The following is an 18326-nucleotide window of genomic DNA, read 5'->3' as shown; positions in this document are numbered from 1 at the left end:
TCCTTTTGAACAGGCCTATTTGATGAGGATCAGCGAGAGCGACGGATAGAGCGAGAGCAGCACCAGCAGGACGCAGGAGATGACGAAGAAGGGCAGCGTCACCATGAACATCTTGCCGGGCTTGGCGCCGGTGACGGCGGCCGCGACGAAGAAGCAGAGCCCGACCGGCGGCGACAGCAGGCCGAGCACGAGGTTGATCACCACCACGACGCCGAAATGCCGGGGATCGATGTGGTAGACGTCGGTCGCGACAGGCAGGAGGATCGGCACCGTCATGATCAGGCCGGGAATGCCGTCGATGACCGTGCCGATGATCAGCAGGATGACGTTGCAGATCAGCATGAAGCTGACCGGGTCCTTGGCGGCGGACTGGATCCAGCCGGCGGTTTCCTGCGGCACCTTGCCGAAGATCAGGACCCAGGAGAACACCGCCGCGGCGGCCACCAGGAACAGCACGATCGCGGAATAGATGGCGCTGCGCAGCATCATCTGCGGCAACTGCGAGAACTCGAACTCCCTGGTCCAGTATTTCCCGACAAGCGCGGCGGCGACCGCGCCGACGGCCGCGGATTCCGTCGCATTGGCGAGGCCGCTGAGGATGGTGCCGACGATGACGATCGGAATCAGCAGGGTGGGTGACGTCCGCAGGATCGTCATGACGCGCTGGCGCGGCGTCTGATAATCCGCGCGGGGATAATTGTAGACGTATCCCATCAGCGCGATGACGAGGCAGAACATCACCGTGAGGATGACGCCCGGCACGATGCCGGCGATCAGCATGTCGCTGACCGAGACCTGCGCCAGCACGCTGTAGACCACGAACATCACCGAGGGCGGAATGATCGGGCCGAGCATGCCGCCATAGGCGGTCAATCCCGCCGCGAAGGTCTTGTCGTAGCCCTTCTTCTCCATCTCCGGGACCATGATCTGCGCCATGATCGCGACCTGCGCGGTGGCGGATCCCAGGATCGAGGAGATGAACATGTTGGCGAGGATGTTGACGTAGGCGAGCCCGCCCTTGAGCGAGCCGACGAAGGCCATCGCCATGTCGATGATGCGCCGCGTGATGCCGCCGCCGTTCATGATCTCTCCGATCAGGATGAACAGCGGAATGGCGATCAGGCCGTAGCTGTCGACGCCGCCGAACAGCTGGAGCGGATAGGACTGGAACAGCACCGGATTGCCGGACGCTGCGATGTAGACGAGGCCGGCGAGGCACAGGCAGAGGCCGATCGGCACGCCGACCAGCATGATCGCGATGAAGGCGGCTGACGTGATCATCAGTTGACCCCGTCGAGTTCGGAGAGCGCAAAGCCTTTCGGCGGCGTGCGCGGGACCAGCTCGAGATCTTCCAGCAGGTTGGCGAGGCCGTGGATGGTCATCGAGACCGCGAAGATCGGCAGCGTCAAATAGAGCACCCAGGTCGGCCAGTTCAGCGTCTGGGTGTGCTCGGTATAGAGAAAGTTGAAGGTCTCGGCCGCGAGCTTGCGCCCGTCGAAGCCGGCACGCGCGAGGCCAATCGGGTCCATCCAGAGCATGCAGGTCACGATCAGTGCGATTCCGAACGCGACGACCATGCCGGTCGAGATCACCTTTGCGATCTTCTGGTGCCGTGGCGAAAGACGCTCCGTCAGCATGGTGACCGCGAAATCGAGCCGCAGCCGCGTCATCGCGGAGGCGCCGACAAAGGTCAGCCAGACCACGCAATAGACCGCGGATTCATCGATCCAGTAGATCGGGAAGCGCGCGTAACGGGTGACGACGTTCACCAGGATCAGGCCGGTGAGCAGGTACATCAGGCCCATCAGCGCGACGCGCTCGACGGCGAGCAGGGCACTGGACGCGCGGACGACCATGTGTCGAACGCTGAATGCGCGCGTGGCCGGCATCGTCTGCTCGATCATGAAAGAGGCCCCGACCCCTGAGAAATCTCGTGCTATCGACAAATGTATAATTTATACATTTTGCGTGTCAAACGGAGATTGCGGTCATTTCGGCGGCAGGACGCGCTTTTGCTGGGCACTGGCTTTTGCCGGGCCCCACACTTTTGTTGGGCCCCTCAACATGCAAGAGAGAGACCGCTTCGGCCGGATGAGTCGGGAAGGACAACAGAAGGTCAGATGAAACAGCCTCTGAAGCATCGCACCCTGTCGGCCGCGATCGTCGACCAGCTCAGGCAGGCGATCCTCGACGGCACCTATCCGGCCGGATCGCAGCTACGGCAGGACGCACTTGGCGAGGCCTATGGCGTCAGCCGCATCCCGGTGCGCGAAGCGCTGTTCCAGCTCGAAGCCGAAGGCCTGGTGCGCATCGTCCCGCAGAAGGGCGCGATCGTCTCGGAGCTGTCGCTGGACGAGATCAACGATGTGTTCGACCTGCGCGGAATCCTGGAGCCACGCCTCCTGGCGCAATCGGCGCCGCGTTTCACCGCCGATGATTTTAGCGGGCTCGATGACATCCACAAGAGCTTCGAGAAGGCGATCAAGGCGCGTAACGTCAGCGAATGGGGCCAGCTCAACGCCGATTTTCACATGGCACTCTACGTTCACGCCCCGCAGCCGCGTACGCGCGCGATCGTGCTGTCGCTGCTCCAGACCAGCGACCGCTACACGCGCCTCCAGCTCTCCAACACCAAGGCGATGGGGACAGCCGAGAAGGAGCACGCCCATCTGATCGCGCTCTGCCGTGCACAGAAGGTCGAGGAGGCCTGCCGGTTCCTGGAGCGGCACATCGAGGCCGTGCGCAAGGATCTGTTGCAGGTGGTGGCCGGCAGCACGATCGCGCCGAAGTTACGGCGGAAGGATAAATCGTAGAGATCTTAGGGTTAGCTCGTAGGGTGGGCAAAGCGAAGCGTGCCCACCACTTTTATCGGGATCGAGGAGAGATGGTGGGCACGGCGCTGCGCGCCTTTGCCCACCCTACGGCACTTGCGATTGCCTCTACCTGCTCCCGTCCGGCCCCATCACCAGGTCCGGCAGCCCGGTCGAGATTCCCGGGAAGAAGCACAGCAGCAGCACCGCGAGCATCATCAGCAGCACGAAGGGCAGGGTGCCCCAGATCACCTCGCGCAAGGGAATGTCCGGCGCGACGTTGCGGATGACGAAGATGTTGAGGCCGACCGGCGGATGGATCAGCCCCATCTCCATCACGATGGTCATGACTACGCCGAACCAGATGATGTCGAAATTGGCGGCGCGGAGCGGCGGCAGGATGATCGGCGCGGTCATGAGAATAATGGAGACCGGCGGCAGGAAGAAGCCGAGCACGACGACCATGACGAGGATCGCGAACAGCAGCTCCCAGCGCGGCAGGTGCATCGCGACGATGGATTCGGCGACCGATTGCGAGATGTGCAGATAGCTCATCACGTAGGAATAGAGCAGCGACATGCCGATGATCATCATCAGCATGGTCGATTCCCGGATCGTCGACTTCAAGATCGGGGCGAGGTCGCTCGGCCGCCACACGCTGTAGATCGCCGCGATCAGCGCCAGCGCGAGCAGGCCGCCGAGGCCGGCGGTTTCCGACGGCGTCGCGTAGCCGCCATAGAGCGCGATCATGACGCCGGTGAGCAGCAGCACGAACGGGATCACGCGCGGCAGCACGCTGAAGCGTTCGGCGAGCGTGTATTCGTCGCGGGCCAGGATCGCCGCCTCAGGCCCGCCTTTCTCAAAGATCGCCTGCGCCGCGGCATATTCCTGGCGGAAGCGGATCACCGCATAGGCGCCGAACAGGGACACCAGCAGCAGGCCGGGCCCGATGCCGGCGAGGAAGAGACGGCCGAGCGATTTTTCAGCGGCGACCGCGAACAGGATCATCGTGATCGAGGGCGGCAGCAGAATGCCGAGCGTGCCGCCGGCCGCGATGATGCCGGCGGCAAAGCCGCCGGAATAGCCGCGCTTACGCATCTCGGGGATGCCGGCCGATCCGATCGCCGAGCAGGTCGCAGGGCTGGAGCCCGCCATCGCCGCAAACAGCGCGCAGGCGAACACGTTGGCGACGCCGAGGCCGCCGGGGACGCGATGCAGCCAGGCATGCAGGGCCGAATAGAGATCCTGGCCGGCGCGCGATTTACCGATGGCGGCGCCCTTCAGGATGAAGAGCGGGATCGACAGCAGCGTGATCGAGGCCATTTCCTCGTAGACGTTCTGCGTCACCGTATCCAGGGACGCGGCCGGCATGTAGATGCCCATGAACACGACCGCGACCGCGCCGAGCGCGAACGCGATCGGCATGCCTGAGAACATCACGACCAGCGTCGCGATACCGTAGGCGAGGCCGATACCGAAAACGCTCATGGACGCCTGGCTCCTGCGAAAGGCAGCGCAAGCTGCACGAGGATCTGGATGCAGAGCAGGCTCATCCCGAGCGCCATCAGCGAATAGGGAATGGCGAGCGGCGGCGACCACATCGAGTTTGAGACCTGACCGTCGACATAGGCTTCATGGGTCAGCGTCCAGGACTTCCAGGCGAAAAAGGCGCAGAACAGGAACGTCGCGGCATCGACCAGCCAGAGCCTGATCCGGTTCGCGAGCGGTGACAGCAGGCCGACAAAGGCCTCGATGCCGATATGGCCGCGGTTCTGCTGCACATAGGCCGCCGTCATGAAGGTGGCGCCGACCAAGAGGAATACGGCGGCCTCGTCCTGCCAGTAATTGGCGGCCTTGAACAGGGCGCGGCTGAGCACGCTGTAGCTCAGGATGGCGCAGGCCGCGATCAGCGCGATCGCTGCGAACACGACGATGATGGTGTTGAGGACGGCGAGACCGCGATCGATCGCCGCCGCAAGGCCGGTCCCTGCGGCAGCGTTCGCCTGGTCATCACGATCCGGAAGCGGACCGTGGCTCATGCGCCGACGTCGGAGGCGAGCTTGAGCAGGTTGGCGGCGGTCGCGGTCTTGGCGCCGTAATCCTTCCACGCGGTGTCGCGGGCGATGTCGCGCCATTTGCCGACGGTGGCGGCATCGAGCGCACTGACCTTGGCGCCGGCCTTCTCGTAGACCTTGGCGACCTCGACGTCGTCGTCCTGCGCGCCCTTGCGGCCGAAGGCTTCGAGCTCGGTGCCGACCGCGAGCAGGACGTCCTGCTGGTTCTTCGGCAGCTTGTCGAAGATCGCCTTCGACATCATCAGCGGCTCGAGCATGAACCAGTAGGAGGCACCCGCACCCGAGGTCAGCGACTTCGCGACCTCTTCGAGCCGGAACGAGATCAGGCTGGTCGAGGAGGTGATGCCGGCATCGCAGGCACCGGTCTGCATCGCCGCGTAGATTTCGTTCGACGGCACCGAGAGCACCGAGGCGCCGGCGGTCTGGAGCACCATGTCCATCTCGCGCGAGCCGCCGCGCACCTTCATGCCCTTGGCATCTTCAGGGGCGACGATCGGTTTGGAGCGGCTGGCGACGCCGCCGGCCTGCCACACCCAGGTGAGCAGGATGATGCCCTTGTCGGCGAGGAAGTCAGTCAGCGCCTTGCCGACCGGCGCCTTCTTCCAGCGCATGCCCTGGTCGTAGGTGGTCACGAGGCCCGGCATCAGGCCGATATTGGTCTCCGGTAGCTCACCACCGGCGTAAGGCATCGGATAGAGGCTGATGTCGAGCGCGCCCTTGCGCATCGCGGAGAACTGCGCGTTGGTCTTGATCAGCGAGGAGTTCGGATAGATTTCTGCAGCGATGTCGCCTTTGCTGCGCTTGGCGACTTCAGCCGCGAACATGCGGCAGAGCCGGTCGCGGAAGTCGCCCTTGTCGATGGTCCCTCCCGGGAATTGATGCGAGATCTTTAGCGTGGTCGCGGCATGCGCGGTACCAGTGCCGAAGCGAAGAATGGCGGGTGCGGCGACGGCGGTCGCGATCAGATGACGGCGCGTGAGCATGGTGTATCCCCTTGGACGGCCCTTGGCCGGTTCTTGTTTGGTGTGAGGTGGGCTGGGTCCTTGAGACCAGCGCATAGGTCCATCCTAGCCGGTCTCTCACCCAATATTCTCTCATCTGATAGTTCGAGACCGAATGCCGGGGCAAGTGCCGGCCTTGCTGCAGTGCACACGGAACATCCTCGCAGCCGGCCCGCAGAAATTTTGTCAGTGGGCGCGTAACAACGCCAGCGGGCAATCCGTCGAGATCAGATAGCGGCGTCCGTCGCTGACAAACACCATCTCGAAGGGAAATCACTCATGACCATTCGCACCCGCATCGTGCTCGGCGTCTCGGCTGCCGCTCTGTCGCTTGGCCTCGCGCTGTCGCCGGCCGCTTTTGCCCAGGACAAGATGGGCAAGGACGACGGCATGATGAAGAAGGACACGATGTCCAAGGACGGCATGAAGAAGGACACCATGTCCAAGGACGACGGCATGAAGAAGGACCACATGTCGAAGGACGGGATGAAGAAAGACGACGGGACGATGAAGAAGAACTGATCTTCCGCCGTCGTCGCGGCGTCTGCGAAGGCAGACGCGCGCTTGGAAGTCCGAGGGCGGTCACATGGACCGCCCCCAGCGATGTTTCAGTTCAACTTCACTTGAACGCGACGTGAGTTGAACGTGACTTGCGAACGTTACTTCCGCTTAGCCTTTCGGGCAGCGTAGCGGGCGTCGCGCTTGGCCTTTTGCTCGGCCTCGACTTCAGCCTGCTTGGCGATCGCTTCTTCCGCTTCGCGGGCGATACGCGCGGCTTCGGCCGCTGCAGCTTCTTCCGCAATACGCTTCTGCTCGGCCTTCTCGACTTCGCGCGCGGCCTTTGCCTCTGCGCGCTTGGCCGCGAGCGCCTCGCGCTCAGCACGACGTGCCGCCACCGCCGGATCATCCAGCCCGGGCTGCGACTTGAATTTGTTCAAAAGATTTTTGCGCGCTTCCTGCGCCGCCTTTTGCCGGTCTGAAAACCCGGGTTCCCTAAATCCACTCACGGGCCTTGCCTTCCTCGCTTTCAATCCTACATCGGTGACTGTTGGTACGTCGGCTGGGCATAGCAGGCACCACGCGACGCAGAAGCGTGTACATCGGCGCGCGTCGCGAAGCCACCCATAATCGCAGCCGATCAGGTAGACGAAAAATCGCCACCCCCGACGATCTCTCGTAGCCCCGAAAAACTGCCGAATTGTGATGTCCTTCATAGAGGACCACACGGAGCGGCGCCTAGCGTCCGCCCGGTACGAGACGGAGCACGGGCATGATGATCTCAAGACTGAGCCCGAAGGCGCTCGCAATCGCCGTCGCGGTGGTCGCCTTGGCTGGCGTCGCACTGTTGCTTGCCCGCCCGAAGCCGATCGAAAGTGCCGTCCTCGGCGCGGATTGGGAATGCACCCAGACCGCATTCTTGCTGACGACCTGCGCACCGCGGGCCACACCGGCGGTCGAAACCTCGCGCAAGGATGCGATCCGGCAGACCCGGGGCTGAACGATCGACCGGGATGTGACGCGACGTCGCAGAGGTGGTAAAGCCGGCTCACCCCTGCGATCGGCCAGTCATGTCCAAGTCTGAGTCCAAGCCCGAACCGGGCAAAAAGCCCAAATCCCTCGCAAAACCTCAATCCGGCGACAACCGTCGCGGCGCGATTGCCGGATTGATCATCGCGCTCGTGATCCTCGGTGTCGGCTGGTGGCTCGCCCGCGATCTCACCGCGGCCAGCAAGATGCAGGACTGCCTGATGTCGGGGCGGACCAACTGCAATGTGATCGAGCCGGCGCGCTAGAACGGTTCCGCCGCGCCCCCCAGGGCCGAAAATTGCCGTGATCTTAATCATTTGTAACGGGACTTAGCCGACCAAAGCAGGTCAGTTATGTCCGCCGGCATCAGCCAGGCGCGAGGCGAATCGTCTATCGCGCTAGGCACCACGGCAATCGCGAGAGTAGGGGGTTAAGCACGCATGAGTGCGTCCAGCCGCATGAAGATCATTATTCCCTTGGTTTCGGCCATGTCCCTTGTCGCGCTTTCGGCGCAGGCACAGGACTCATTGCCGCCAAGACCCCAGGCCCAGACGCCTGCGGGGCCCGGCGCGGGCGCGCCGCCCCAGAACAATCAGAACATGCGCAAGGGCCCCCCGCCGCAGCAGGCGGCCCGGCCCGCGCAACAGCCCGGCGGCCAGCCCCACGCCGGCGGCCCCGGTCCCGGCCCACACGGAGCAGGTGGCCCGCCGCCCGGACGCAATTACGCCAGGGGCCCCGCACCGGAGCGCGACTGGGGCGGACACGCCTATCGCGGCAATCGCGCCTGGGATGGCGGGCGCTGGCGCCACGAGGTCCGCAACGGCCGCTCCGGCTGGTGGTGGGACGTCGGCGGCGTCTGGTACTATTATCCGCAGCGGATGGCCGGCCCGCCGGCCTACATCTCCGAGGATTACTTCGACGACATGCCGGTGGCCTATGCCCCGGCGCCGCCTCCCGTCGCCTACGAACCGCCGCCGCCTCCGCCACCGGCTGATCCCGGCGCAAGCGCGCTTGGCGGCGCTATCGTCGGCGGCGTGCTGGGCGGCCTGATCTCGGGCAACGCCTCGGGCGCGGCCGCGGGTGCCGTGATCGGCGGCGCCACCGGCGCGATCGCCGGCGCCACGGCTGCCTCGCGGCCCGGCTATTATTTCGCCCAGGGCAATTGCTACTACCGCTATCCGAGCGGCCAGTATGTGCAGGCCGATCCTCGCGCGTGTTACTGAGGCTTCAGGCAAGGTCTGAAACAAGGAGGCGGGCGCAGGCCCGCCTCTTTTTGTCTGGGCAACGTATTGCTTGCTGAAGCGATACTGATCGCTTCGCGCGTCACACCAGCCAGTTGAAGAACGCGATCGCGGCCCAGACCAGGCCTGCGATCCAGGCCAGCATCACGATACCGATGGTGGCAAGAAACGTGGCGCCGAACAGGTCGGGCCTTGCGCGTCGCGTTGGGACGTGAGCCTCGGCTGCTGCTTCCTGTGTCATGATGGACCACCCATGCCCTCTCGCGGTGGTGCGAGCGGTTGAGTTCTGTTTAGCCGAGACGCCGGTTGCAGGCTGTGACGCACTTCACAGATGCGTCAGGGTGGGTTCGGACGACGCGAAGCCACCCCGCATTCATACGGACGAAATTGCCATCGGTCCGTCCATATCGGTCGGTTAGGTTCGGCCTCATGTGCCCCAAGTACGACCCACAGCACGAAGCCGAGGCGGCGATGAAGCGGGCCGCGGCGTCCGCCGACGGCGCCGACCGGCAGAGACTGATCCAACTGGCTCTGGCCTGGCATCAGCTCGCCCGCGACCGGCGCGACGAGCAGACGGACTAATCGCATCCTCGGCGAGATCTCGCGTCAATGGCCGGCCGAGGTCGGGACGCTGGTTGGCCTGCATGAGAAAGCCCCGTGCTCGGGGGGACAAGCACGGGGCCCTTCAAAGCCGACCGGGGCTGGCGGGTCGGCACCACTCCATTTCGTTGCAGCCAACGTGCTGGTCGTGATCTCGTTCGCGGCGCTACGCATTTCGTCGCGCCGTGGTTCGCTGCGACTGACGTTGCGCGGTTAGGAACATCCGTTCCCCGTCGACGTTGGCCGGCTATGACAGACCCCGAATTGCGCGCGCAGTCTTTCGAGATCGCCTGGAAATATCTCGACCAATCCGGCCTGCTCACCGGTGAGCCCAATGATTCAGCCCGCTTCATCCTGAACAGGATCGACCGGTTGATGCTGCGCGGCGAGCGGCGCAGGCTGCTGCTGTCGAACGCCGCGATCGATGCGTACCGATTGCGGCCCGTGCTCGTGACCTCGGATGCATGAACGAACCGAGCCAGCGAAACGCGGCATTAATGAATGCGCGCTGCCGATTTTTGCGATGACGATTCGTGCTTTTGGAACGAAGCGGAGTCGGACCGTGAACAAAAGAAAGGCCGCTTAGGCGTCGGCTGATCTGGTGCTGCGCCTGACTCAATCGATCGCCAGGCAGTGCTCCAAATGTGGCTCCGAGTCCGCCTTCTGGCGGCTTGGACGCGCCCAGGCCTGGATAGCGAAGGCGAGTTGATGCTGACTGGCCGCCGCGTCCGCAATGGAAGCCCGCGCCGTCTCGATGCGCCGTGTGATCACGCTGGAGTTCACGACGCCTGCGTCGATTGCCAAATACGACATCGCGATCACGGCAACCGCAGATGCGATAGCCATTCTCGTCCACTCGGTTGGCAGCATCGAATTCCCTATCGGGCGCACGTCGCCCGGCGCATAGATAGGGTTCGTCTGCCCGGTTCAAAGACCGGGGCGAGGGTACCCACGTATTCGTGAAGTAATGAGGATAGGTAACTGTGCGTCCGTCACGTCGATCAAGCGGCACCGAAATTCCGGCAGCGCGAATCGAAATCGTCCAAGGGATCGACGAGAACAGCGAGGCTCTTGAAGACGTCACCGGTGAGCGGGCGGCCGATACCGCAAGTCGGCTCCGTCGGCCTCGTCAATCCAGTAATGAATGGCGATCCCAGCAGGACTCGAACCTGCAACCCGCGGAGTAGAAATCCGCTACTCTATCCAGTTGAGCTATGGGACCGTCTTGATGCCGGCCTCGGCTACCACCTTGCCGGTCTTCTATCACGCCAAATATGAAAAATCCGCAGCTTCGCCAAGTCTGAACCGAACCGTTTTCCTCAACGCCGCGACTAAGCGGAACGGTGGGGTGTCAGGGTGCCGGGTTGAGCGGCAGCGGACTGGACGATGGATTACATCGCCGGGAACGCTGGCCAGCTTCCGGGACACGGCCGCCGGTCGATCGGTCAGGTATGGCTGCGCCATCAGGACGGCGTGCGCGGTGATATCTCGATCGGTCTCCTCAGGGCTTGCCTTGTCATGGCGAATGCGACGATTTGCACCTTTGGTTCCATCGCCTTGAGTCCGTCACCTTTCCGCGCATTTCATGCTCACGCGGCGTTCGCCGCGATTTCCGGGAGTCCATTATGATCGGTCTTGTTCGCGCCGTCACACTCTGCGCCACGCTGGCGCTCGGCCTTAGCGCAGCGCTGGCCGCCGACAAGGCGTTCAAGCGCGACGACCTCGCCGATTCCGCGATCAAGCTGGAGGCCCAGATCAAGAGCGAAGCGGGGCCGGTCGCCAAGACCAGCGCGACGCTGCGCACCGACGCCGACGCCGCCTTCCGGCGCAATGATTTCCGCACCGGGCTGTCGGTGCTCGGCCAGATCGCCGCGACCACGCCGGAGGATACCGGCAACTGGCTGCGGCTCGCCAAGGTGATCTTCCAGATCTCGCCGAAAAGCTCGAGCGAGCAGACGTTCCTGCTGGAGCGGGCCTCGACCGCCGCCTACATCGCCTACCAGCGCGCCGGCAATCCGGGCGAGGAGGCGGATGCGCTCGCCGTGCTCGGCAAGTCGCTGGCCGAACGCAAGCTGTGGCGGCCGGCGCTGGATGCGCTGCGGCTGTCGCTCGACATGCGCGAGGTCGCTGACGTCCGCGGCCAATACGAGAAGATGCGCGATGAGCACGGCTTCCGGCTGCTCGACTATACCGTGGACTCGGATTCGGCGAGCCCGCGCGCCTGCTTCCAGTTCTCGGAGGAACTGGCCAAGCGCACCGATTTCGCGCCGTACCTCGCGCTGGCAGGCCAGGACAAGCCGGCGCTGTCGGCCGAAGGCAAGCAGCTCTGCGTCGACGGGCTGAAGCACGGCGAACGCTACAACATCAATCTGCGCGCCGGCCTGCCGTCCACCGTGAAGGAGGGCCTGCCGAAATCGGCCGAGTTCAACGTCTATGTGCGCGACCGCAAGCCCTTCGTGCGCTTCACCAGCCGTGCCTATGTGCTGCCGCGGACCGGCCAACGCGGCATTCCCGTGGTCAGCGTCAACACGCCCGCCGTCAACGTCAACGTCTTCCGGATCGGCGACCGCAACCTGATCAACACGGTGGTCGACAGCGATTTCCAGAAGACGCTGTCGCGCTACCAGCTCGCCGATCTCGGCGGCGAGCGTGGCGTCAAGGTCTGGACCGGCGAGCTCGCGACCGCGATGACGCTGAACCAGGACGTCACCACCGCATTCCCGGTCGACCAGGCGCTCGGCGAGCTCCAGCCCGGCGTCTACGTGATGACCGCCGCGGCCAAGGGGCCGGGCTCGGATGACGACTACCAGCTCGCAACGCAATGGTTCATCGTCTCCGACCTCGGGGTCACCGCCTATTCCGGCAATGACGGCATCCACGTCTTCGTCAATTCGCTGGCCTCGACCGACCCGGTCGGCAAGGCCGAGGTCCGGCTGGTTGCCCGCAACAATGAGATTTTGGCGACCCGCAAGACCGACGACAGCGGCCATGTGCTGTTCGAGGCGGGCCTTGCGCGCGGCGAAGGCGGCCTGTCGCCGGCGATGCTCACGGTCACGGGCGAGAAGGCCGATTACGCCTTCCTGAGCCTTAAGACCTCGGCATTCGACCTGTCCGACCGCGGCGTTTCGGGCCGGGCGGTGCCATCGGGCGCCGATGCCTTCGTCTATGCCGAGCGCGGCGTCTATCGCTCCAGCGAGACCGTCTATCTCACCGCGCTCTTGCGCGACGGGCAGGGCAATGCCGTTGCCGGCGGGCCGCTGACGCTGGTGATCGAGCGCCCCGACGGCGTCGAATTCCGCCGCGCGGTGCTGGCCGACCAGGGCGCCGGCGGCCGTACGCTGTCAGTGCCGCTCAATTCGGCGGTCCCGACCGGGACCTGGCGGGTCCGTGCGTTCACCGATCCGAAGGGCTCGTCGGTCGGCGAAACCACCTTCATGGTTGAGGACTACGTCCCTGATCGGATCGAATTCGACTTGTCCGCCAAGGACAAGCTGATCAAAGCTAACGCTCCGGTGGAACTCAAGGCGGATGGCCATTTCCTCTATGGCGCGCCGGCCTCCGGTCTCCAGCTCGAAGGCGACATGCTGGTCGCGCCCGCGAGCGAGCGCCCGGGCTTTGCCGGCTACCAGTTCGGCGTCGCCGACGAGGAGACCACCTCGAACGAGCGCACACCGCTGGAGAATTTGCCGGAAGCCGACGCCAATGGCGTTGCCACCTTCCCGGTGACGCTGGACAAGCAGCTTGCCTCGACGCGCCCGCAGGAGGCGCAGATCTTCGTTCGCATGGTCGAGACCGGCGGCCGCGCCGTCGAGCGCAAGATCGTGCTGCCGGTCGCGCCCGCCAACGCCATGATCGGCATCAAGCCGCTGTTCGGCGACAAGAACGTCGCCGAAGGCGACAAGGCGGAGTTCGATGTCGTGTTCGTCTCGCCCGAGGGTGAGAGACTGCGCCGCGACGGCCTGCGCTACGAGCTCCTGAAGATGGAGTCGCGCTACCAGTGGTATCGCCAGAACAATTACTGGGAGTACGAGCCGGTCAAATCGACCTCGCGCGTTTCCGACGGCGACGTGACGGTCGCGGCCGACAAGCCGTCGCGGATCTCGCTCAGCCCGCAGCCCGGCCGCTACCGGCTCGATGTGAAGTCGAACGATGCCGACGGTCCGGTGACCTCGGTGCAGTTCGACGTCGGCTGGTATTCCGACGGCAGCGCCGACACGCCGGACCTGCTGGAGACCTCGATCGACAAGCCGCAATACGCCTCCGGCGACACCATGACGGTGTCGGTGAACGTCCGCAGCGCCGGCAAGCTCACCGTCAACGTGCTCGGCGACCGCCTGCTGACGACGCAGACCATCGACGTCAAGGAAGGTACCGCACAGGTGCGGCTGCCGGTCGGCAAGGACTGGGGCACCGGCGCCTATGTGGTGGCGACGCTGCGCCGCCCGCTCGATGCGGCTGCGCAACGCATGCCGGGCCGGGCGATCGGCCTGAAATGGTTCGGCATCGACAAGCAGACCCGCACGCTCCAGGTGAGGCTGACGCCGCCGGCACTGGTCCGCCCGAATGCGACGTTGAAGATCCCGGTCAAGCTCGACGGGCTCAATCCGGGTGAGGACGCCAAGGTCGTGATCGCCGCGGTCGATGTCGGCATCCTCAACCTCACCAATTACAAGCCGCCGGCGCCTGACGATTATTATCTCGGCCAGCGCCGCCTGAGCGCGGAGATCCGCGATCTCTATGGGCAACTGATCGACGGCATGTCGGGCACGCGCGGACAGATCAAGTCCGGCGGCGATGCCGGTGCGGGCGAATTGCAGGGCTCTCCGCCCGCGCAAAAGCCGCTCGCGCTCTACTCGGGCATCGTCACGGTCGCCGCCGACGGCACCGCCGAAGTGAGCTTCGACATCCCCGAGTTCGCCGGCACCGCGCGCGTCATGGCGGTGGCGTGGACCGCGACCAAGCTCGGCCGTGCCAACACGGATGTCGTGATCCGCGATCCCGTGGTGCTGACCACGACCTTGCCGCGCTTCCTGCTCAATGGCGACCACGGCACGGTCAACCTCGAGATCGACAATGTCGAGGGCCAGGCCGGCGACTACGTCATCAACGTGAAGACCGGCGGCCCGGTGAAGATGACCGGCAATCCCGCAACCACGGTCAAGCTCGCCGCCAAGCAGCGCAACGCGTTTACGCTCGCGATCGACGCGACGGCAGCAGGGCAGGCGACGCTCGACGTGGACATCAAGGGACCGAACGGCCTTGCTCTGGCGCGTCACTATGCGCTCGACGTCAAGGCGGCGACGCAGGTGCTGGCGCGGCGTTCGATCCGGACGCTGGCAAAGGGTGAAAGCCTGACGCTGACCTCGGACATGTTCTCCGATCTCGTCCCGGGCACCGGCAGCGTCTCGGTGTCGGCCAGCCTGTCGACGGCGCTCGACGCCGCAACGATCCTGAAGGCGCTCGACCGCTACCCCTATGGCTGCTCCGAACAGATCACGAGCCGTGCCTTGCCGTTGCTCTATGTCAACGAGCTCGCCGTCGGCGCGCATCTGGCCATGGACACCGAGGTCGACCAGCGCATCCGCGATGCGATCGAGCGGCTGCTGGCGCGCCAGGGTTCCAACGGCTCGTTCGGCCTGTGGTCGGCCGGAGGCGACGACGCCTGGCTCGACGCCTACGTGACGGACTTCCTCACCCGCGCCCGCGAAAAAGGCTTTGCGGTGCCGGACGTGCTGTTCAAGAACGCGCTCGACCGTATCCGCAACTCGGTCGTGAACGGGAACGAGCCTGAGAAGGACGGCGGGCGCGATCTCGCCTATGGCCTCTACGTGCTCGCGCGTAACGGCGCTGCTCCGATCGGCGATCTGCGCTACCTCGCCGACACCAAGCTCGCCAACCTCGCGACCCCGATCGCGAAGTCACAGCTTGCGGCGGCGCTCGCGCTGGTCGGCGACCGCAACCGCGCGGAACGCGTCTACGGCGCCGCGCTCGACAGCCTCGCGCCGAAGCCGGTGCTGGAGTTCGGCCGCACCGACTACGGCTCGCAGCTGCGCGATGCCGCAGCGCTGGTCTCGCTTGCCAGCGAAGGCAACGCGCCGAAGGCGACGCTGACGCAGGCGGTGTCGCGGGTCGAGACCGCGCGCGGCCTGACGCCCTACACCTCGACGCAGGAGAATGCGTGGCTGGTGCTGGCGGCGCGCGCGCTGGCCAAGGAGAACCTGTCGATGGAAGTCGACGGCCAGCCGGTGAAGACCGCGCTGTACCGCAGCTACAAGGCCGTGACGCTGGAGGGCAAGCCGCTGAAGATCACCAACACCGGCGATGCGCCGGTGCAGGCGGTGGTCTCGGTGTCGGGCTCGCCGGTCACGCCGGAGCCGGCTGCATCGAACGGCTTCAAGATCGAGCGGAATTATTTCACGCTCGACGGCAAGCCCGCCGACATCAGCAAGGTCAAGCAGAACCAGCGTTTCGCCGTGGTGCTGAAGATCACCGAGGCGAAGCCCGAGTACGGCCACATCATGGTGTCCGACTATCTGCCCGCGGGCCTCGAGATTGACAATCCGAAGCTGGTGTCGTCGGGCGACAGTGGCACGCTGGACTGGATCGAGGACGGCGAGGAGCCTGAAGATACCGAGTTCCGCGACGACCGCTTCACGGCGGCGGTCGATCGTGCCTCGGACTCCAAGTCGGTCTTCACCGTCGCCTACGTCGTGCGCGCGGTCTCGCCCGGCAAATACGTGCTGCCGCAGGCCTATGTCGAGGACATGTACAATCCCTCGCGCTACGGCCGGACCGGGACGGGTAACGTCGAGGTGCGGGCGGCGAAGTGATGAGCGAGGTGACGCCTCATACTCAGTCGTCATGCCCGGGCTTGTCCCGGGCATCCACGGACTTTCGTGCCGAAGAAAAGAACGTGGATGGCCGGGACAAGCCCGGCCATGACGGAGTGCGAAGCTGGGGTCTTCGTGTCCTCTCGGCTGCCACCTTCGCCTTCATCCTCGCCATCTGCGGCTTCGTCGCATGGGTTTACTCGCTCGGCCCGCTGCCGCTCGACGAGGCGCGCCAGGTCTCCACTACCGTCGTCGATCGCAACGGAAAGCTGCTGCGCGCTTATGCCATGGCCGACGGCCGCTGGCGGCTGCCGGTCGAGACAAGAGCGAACGTCGATCCGACCTATCTGAAACTGCTGCTCGCCTATGAGGACCAGCGCTTCTACGCGCATAACGGCCTCGATCCGCTCGCGCTGGGGCGCGCCGCGCTACAGCTCACCACGCGCGGCCACATCGTCTCGGGCGGCTCGACCATCTCGATGCAGCTGGCGCGGCTGATGGAGCCGCGGCGGCAACGCTCGCTCTATGCAAAGCTGCGGCAGATCGTGCGGGCGATCGAGATCGAGCGCAGCATGAGCAAGGCCGAGATCCTCGACCTCTATCTCGCGCTCGCGCCCTATGGCGGCAATCTCGAAGGCACCCGCTCAGCCTCGATCGCCTATCTCGGCAAGGAGCCGAAGCGCTTGTCGCTGGCGGAAGCCGCGCTGCTGGTGGCGCTGCCGCAATCGCCGGAGACGCGCCGGCTCGATCGCTATCCCGAGGCCGCACGCAAGGCGCGCGACCGCGTGCTGGACCGCATGGTCGAGGAGCATGTGGTCAGCCTTGAGGACGCGAAGCAGGCCAAGGCCGTGCCCGTGCCAAAACTGCGCAAGCCGATGCCGATCCTCGCGCCGCATGCCTCCGACACGGCGCTTTCGACGGTCAAGGATACGCCGGTCATCAAGCTGACGCTCGATGCCAATCTTCAGAAGGTGCTGGAGCCGCTGGCGCGCGACCGCGCCATTGCGCTCGGGCCCAACATCTCGGTCGGCATCATCGTGGTCGACAATGAGAGCGGCGACGTGCTCGCCCGCGTCGGTTCGGCCGATTATTTCGACGAGAGCCGGGCGGGGCAGGTCGACATGACCCGCGCCGTCCGTTCGCCGGGTTCGACGCTAAAACCCTTCATCTATGGGCTCGCGTTCGAGGACGGCTTCGTCCACCCCGACAGTCTGATCGACGACCGGCCCGTCCGCTTCGGCTCCTACGCGCCGGAAAATTTCGACATGACGTTTCAGGGCACGGTGCCGGTGAAGAAGGCGCTGCAATTGTCGCTGAACGTGCCGGCGATCGTGCTGCTCGACCGCGTCGGCGCGAGCCGGCTGTCGTCGCGGCTGCGGCAGGCCGGTGGCAATCTGGTCCTGCCCAAGGACGAGGCACCGGGGCTCGCGATGGGACTCGGCGGCGTTGGTGTGACACTGCAGGACCTCACCCAGCTCTATACGGGTTTCGCCCGGCTCGGCACCACCATGCCGTTGCGCGACCTCATGACCGGCCGGGACGATCGGGAACCGCTGCGGCTGCTGGACCAGGTCGCGGCCTGGCAGGTCGGCAACGTGCTCCTGGGCACGCCGCCGCCCGAAAACGCCGCCCACAACCGCATCGCGTTCAAGACCGGCACCTCGTACGGCTATCGCGACGCCTGGTCGGTCGGCTTCGACGGCCGCATGACCATCGGCGTCTGGGTCGGCCGGCCCGACGGCGCGCCGGTTCCCGGCCTGATCGGCCGCGTGGCCGCAGCCCCGATCCTGTTCGATGCCTTCGCCCGCACCGGCAAGACGCTGGCCCCGTTGCCCAAGCCGCCGAAGGGAACCCTGGTCGCCAGCAACGCCAAGTTGCCATTGCCGCTGAAGCGGTTCCGCCCGGTCGGGGAACTAGTGCGGACCGGCAGCGAGCAGGCGCTGCACATCCAGTTCCCGCTGAACGGCTCGCGGATCGATGTCGACCGTTCCGGCGGCGAGGGGAGCGCAGCCATGCCGGTGAAGGTCGCCGGCGGCGTCCTTCCCATGACCGTCATGGTTAATGGAACATCACTCGGCGAGATCGACGGGCGCCGCCAGCGCCTGATCGATCCGCCCGGTCCGGGCTTTGCGCGGCTGACCGTGATCGACGCCACTGGCGCCGCGGACACAGTTGTCATTCGAATTCAATGACCCCGCCTTAACCGGTTGTCGGAATGACGGTTTCAGCGTAAGCGGAACCA

18 protein-coding genes and 1 tRNA gene are annotated in these 18326 nt (G+C 65.2%); 11 read left to right on the top strand and 8 right to left on the bottom strand.

Translation table 11 applies throughout. The annotated features are described in order from the left end of the window. Nucleotides 1–15: 15 nt before the first annotated feature. Both IVB46_RS29995 and IVB46_RS29990 read right to left on the bottom strand, forming a co-directional pair. Nucleotides 16–1281 carry a TRAP transporter large permease gene (locus IVB46_RS29995; RefSeq protein ID WP_247310443.1) on the bottom strand — a complete coding sequence of 422 codons (1266 nt, stop codon included), beginning with the start codon at nt 1279–1281 and terminating at the stop codon, nt 16–18. Beyond that, nucleotides 1281–1889, bottom strand: a complete 609-nt coding sequence (locus IVB46_RS29990) for a TRAP transporter small permease (RefSeq protein WP_247311531.1) — start codon at nt 1887–1889, stop codon at nt 1281–1283. Before IVB46_RS29990 ends, IVB46_RS29995 begins: the two co-directional genes overlap by 1 nt. A 231-nt stretch (nt 1890–2120) precedes the next feature. Between IVB46_RS29990 and IVB46_RS29985 the strand changes: the two genes are divergently transcribed. After that, nucleotides 2121–2813, top strand: a complete 693-nt coding sequence (locus IVB46_RS29985; protein WP_247310440.1) for a GntR family transcriptional regulator — start codon at nt 2121–2123, stop codon at nt 2811–2813. 126 nt (nt 2814–2939) lie between these two features. Here the strand turns inward: IVB46_RS29985 and IVB46_RS29980 are convergent, their stop codons facing one another. The 3 genes from IVB46_RS29980 to dctP are packed head-to-tail and all read right to left on the bottom strand — an operon-like array spanning nt 2940 to nt 5868. Next, nucleotides 2940–4298 (bottom strand): TRAP transporter large permease, encoded by a 1359-nt coding sequence (locus IVB46_RS29980; RefSeq protein WP_063983437.1) that lies wholly within the window; start codon nt 4296–4298, stop codon nt 2940–2942. Further along, nucleotides 4295–4849, bottom strand: coding sequence for a TRAP transporter small permease (locus tag IVB46_RS29975; protein WP_063983436.1), 555 nt, complete (start codon nt 4847–4849; stop codon nt 4295–4297). Before IVB46_RS29975 ends, IVB46_RS29980 begins: the two co-directional genes overlap by 4 nt. Next, on the bottom strand, nt 4846–5868 hold the full coding sequence (dctP, locus tag IVB46_RS29970; RefSeq protein WP_063983435.1) for a TRAP transporter substrate-binding protein DctP: 1023 nt from the start codon (nt 5866–5868) through the stop codon (nt 4846–4848). The genes IVB46_RS29975 and dctP overlap by 4 nt, the downstream gene beginning before the upstream one ends. Nucleotides 5869–6165: 297 nt before the next feature. Between dctP and IVB46_RS29965 the strand changes: the two genes are divergently transcribed. Continuing rightward, nucleotides 6166–6408, top strand: coding sequence for a pentapeptide MXKDX repeat protein (locus IVB46_RS29965; RefSeq protein WP_247310437.1), 243 nt, complete (start codon nt 6166–6168; stop codon nt 6406–6408). Nucleotides 6409–6545: 137 nt separating this feature from the next. Here the strand turns inward: IVB46_RS29965 and IVB46_RS29960 are convergent, their stop codons facing one another. Then, the gene (locus IVB46_RS29960) at nt 6546–6893 is read right to left on the bottom strand and encodes a DUF6481 family protein (protein ID WP_247311528.1); all 348 of its coding nucleotides are present in this window, start codon (nt 6891–6893) and stop codon (nt 6546–6548) included. Nucleotides 6894–7156: 263 nt separating this feature from the next. Here IVB46_RS29960 and IVB46_RS29955 point away from each other — a divergent pair, with 263 nt between their 5' ends. The 3 genes from IVB46_RS29955 to IVB46_RS29945 all read left to right on the top strand — a co-directional run bounded on the left by IVB46_RS29955 (nt 7157) and on the right by IVB46_RS29945 (nt 8636). After that, a complete protein-coding gene (locus IVB46_RS29955; protein ID WP_028150973.1) occupies nt 7157–7384 on the top strand; it encodes a hypothetical protein in 228 nt (75 codons plus the stop codon). A gap of 70 nt (nt 7385–7454) precedes the next feature. Next, on the top strand, nt 7455–7679 hold the full coding sequence (locus IVB46_RS29950) for a hypothetical protein (protein ID WP_166096504.1): 225 nt from the start codon (nt 7455–7457) through the stop codon (nt 7677–7679). A 174-nt stretch (nt 7680–7853) separates the two neighbouring features. Further along, nucleotides 7854–8636 (top strand): hypothetical protein, encoded by a 783-nt coding sequence (locus IVB46_RS29945; protein ID WP_247310434.1) that lies wholly within the window; start codon nt 7854–7856, stop codon nt 8634–8636. 100 nt (nt 8637–8736) lie between these two features. Here IVB46_RS29945 and IVB46_RS29940 read toward each other — a convergent pair whose 3' ends face one another. Then, a complete protein-coding gene (locus tag IVB46_RS29940) occupies nt 8737–8895 on the bottom strand; it encodes a hypothetical protein (RefSeq protein ID WP_028161343.1) in 159 nt (52 codons plus the stop codon). Nucleotides 8896–9083: 188 nt separating this feature from the next. Between IVB46_RS29940 and IVB46_RS29935 the strand changes: the two genes are divergently transcribed. The 3 genes from IVB46_RS29935 (at nt 9084) to IVB46_RS29925 (ending at nt 10161) form a co-directional block, all read left to right on the top strand. Then, entirely contained in the window at nt 9084–9236 is a 153-nt protein-coding gene (locus tag IVB46_RS29935) for a hypothetical protein (RefSeq protein WP_014495428.1), read from the top strand. 267 nt (nt 9237–9503) lie between these two features. Then, nucleotides 9504–9722, top strand: a complete 219-nt coding sequence (locus IVB46_RS29930; RefSeq protein ID WP_063983431.1) for a hypothetical protein — start codon at nt 9504–9506, stop codon at nt 9720–9722. Nucleotides 9723–9987: 265 nt separating this feature from the next. Then, complete coding sequence (locus IVB46_RS29925) at nt 9988–10161, top strand: hypothetical protein (protein ID WP_155795230.1); 174 nt, start codon at nt 9988–9990, stop codon at nt 10159–10161. Between the two features lie 238 nt (nt 10162–10399). Here IVB46_RS29925 and IVB46_RS29920 read toward each other — a convergent pair. Next, nucleotides 10400–10476 (bottom strand) — tRNA-Arg (locus IVB46_RS29920). A gap of 164 nt (nt 10477–10640) precedes the next feature. Between IVB46_RS29920 and IVB46_RS29915 the strand changes: the two genes are divergently transcribed. Genes IVB46_RS29915 through pbpC form a run of 3 tightly spaced genes read left to right on the top strand, consistent with a single transcriptional unit; the run spans nt 10641 to nt 18276 of the window. Continuing rightward, nucleotides 10641–10883 (top strand): hypothetical protein, encoded by a 243-nt coding sequence (locus IVB46_RS29915; protein ID WP_166341529.1) that lies wholly within the window; start codon nt 10641–10643, stop codon nt 10881–10883. Next, a complete protein-coding gene (locus IVB46_RS29910) occupies nt 10880–16084 on the top strand; it encodes an alpha-2-macroglobulin (RefSeq protein ID WP_247310427.1) in 5205 nt (1734 codons plus the stop codon). Before IVB46_RS29915 ends, IVB46_RS29910 begins: the two co-directional genes overlap by 4 nt. Then, nucleotides 16084–18276 carry a penicillin-binding protein 1C gene (pbpC, locus tag IVB46_RS29905; RefSeq protein ID WP_247344041.1) on the top strand — a complete coding sequence of 731 codons (2193 nt, stop codon included), beginning with the start codon at nt 16084–16086 and terminating at the stop codon, nt 18274–18276. The genes IVB46_RS29910 and pbpC overlap by 1 nt, the downstream gene beginning before the upstream one ends. The last annotated feature ends 50 nt before the right edge of the window (nt 18277–18326 follow it).

Origin of the sequence: Bradyrhizobium sp. 61 (assembly GCF_023073075.1) — a bacterium.
GTDB lineage: Bacteria > Pseudomonadota > Alphaproteobacteria > Rhizobiales > Xanthobacteraceae > Bradyrhizobium > Bradyrhizobium barranii.
Note: the sequence above shows the minus strand (reverse complement) of the source record. Positions and strands in the feature narration are given on the sequence as shown.

Bases quoted from the DNA above. Each gene is read 5' to 3' on its own strand.
- IVB46_RS29915 (WP_166341529.1), top strand. From the start codon at position 10,641: ATGGATTACATCGCCGGGAACGCTGGCCAGCTTCCGGGACACGGCCGC.
- IVB46_RS29985 (WP_247310440.1), top strand. From the start codon at position 2,121: ATGAAACAGCCTCTGAAGCATCGCACCCTGTCGGCCGCGATCGTCGAC.
- IVB46_RS29930 (WP_063983431.1), top strand. From the start codon at position 9,504: ATGACAGACCCCGAATTGCGCGCGCAGTCTTTCGAGATCGCCTGGAAA.
- IVB46_RS29990 (WP_247311531.1), bottom strand. From the start codon at position 1,889: ATGCCGGCCACGCGCGCATTCAGCGTTCGACACATGGTCGTCCGCGCG.
- IVB46_RS29940 (WP_028161343.1), bottom strand. From the start codon at position 8,895: ATGACACAGGAAGCAGCAGCCGAGGCTCACGTCCCAACGCGACGCGCA.
- IVB46_RS29935 (WP_014495428.1), top strand. From the start codon at position 9,084: ATGTGCCCCAAGTACGACCCACAGCACGAAGCCGAGGCGGCGATGAAG.
- IVB46_RS29975 (WP_063983436.1), bottom strand. From the start codon at position 4,849: ATGAGCCACGGTCCGCTTCCGGATCGTGATGACCAGGCGAACGCTGCC.
- IVB46_RS29980 (WP_063983437.1), bottom strand. From the start codon at position 4,298: ATGAGCGTTTTCGGTATCGGCCTCGCCTACGGTATCGCGACGCTGGTC.
- dctP (WP_063983435.1), bottom strand. From the start codon at position 5,868: ATGCTCACGCGCCGTCATCTGATCGCGACCGCCGTCGCCGCACCCGCC.
- IVB46_RS29955 (WP_028150973.1), top strand. From the start codon at position 7,157: ATGATGATCTCAAGACTGAGCCCGAAGGCGCTCGCAATCGCCGTCGCG.
- IVB46_RS29965 (WP_247310437.1), top strand. From the start codon at position 6,166: ATGACCATTCGCACCCGCATCGTGCTCGGCGTCTCGGCTGCCGCTCTG.
- pbpC (WP_247344041.1), top strand. From the start codon at position 16,084: ATGAGCGAGGTGACGCCTCATACTCAGTCGTCATGCCCGGGCTTGTCC.
- IVB46_RS29925 (WP_155795230.1), top strand. From the start codon at position 9,988: ATGGAAGCCCGCGCCGTCTCGATGCGCCGTGTGATCACGCTGGAGTTC.
- IVB46_RS29950 (WP_166096504.1), top strand. From the start codon at position 7,455: ATGTCCAAGTCTGAGTCCAAGCCCGAACCGGGCAAAAAGCCCAAATCC.
- IVB46_RS29995 (WP_247310443.1), bottom strand. From the start codon at position 1,281: ATGATCACGTCAGCCGCCTTCATCGCGATCATGCTGGTCGGCGTGCCG.
- IVB46_RS29945 (WP_247310434.1), top strand. From the start codon at position 7,854: ATGAGTGCGTCCAGCCGCATGAAGATCATTATTCCCTTGGTTTCGGCC.
- IVB46_RS29910 (WP_247310427.1), top strand. From the start codon at position 10,880: ATGATCGGTCTTGTTCGCGCCGTCACACTCTGCGCCACGCTGGCGCTC.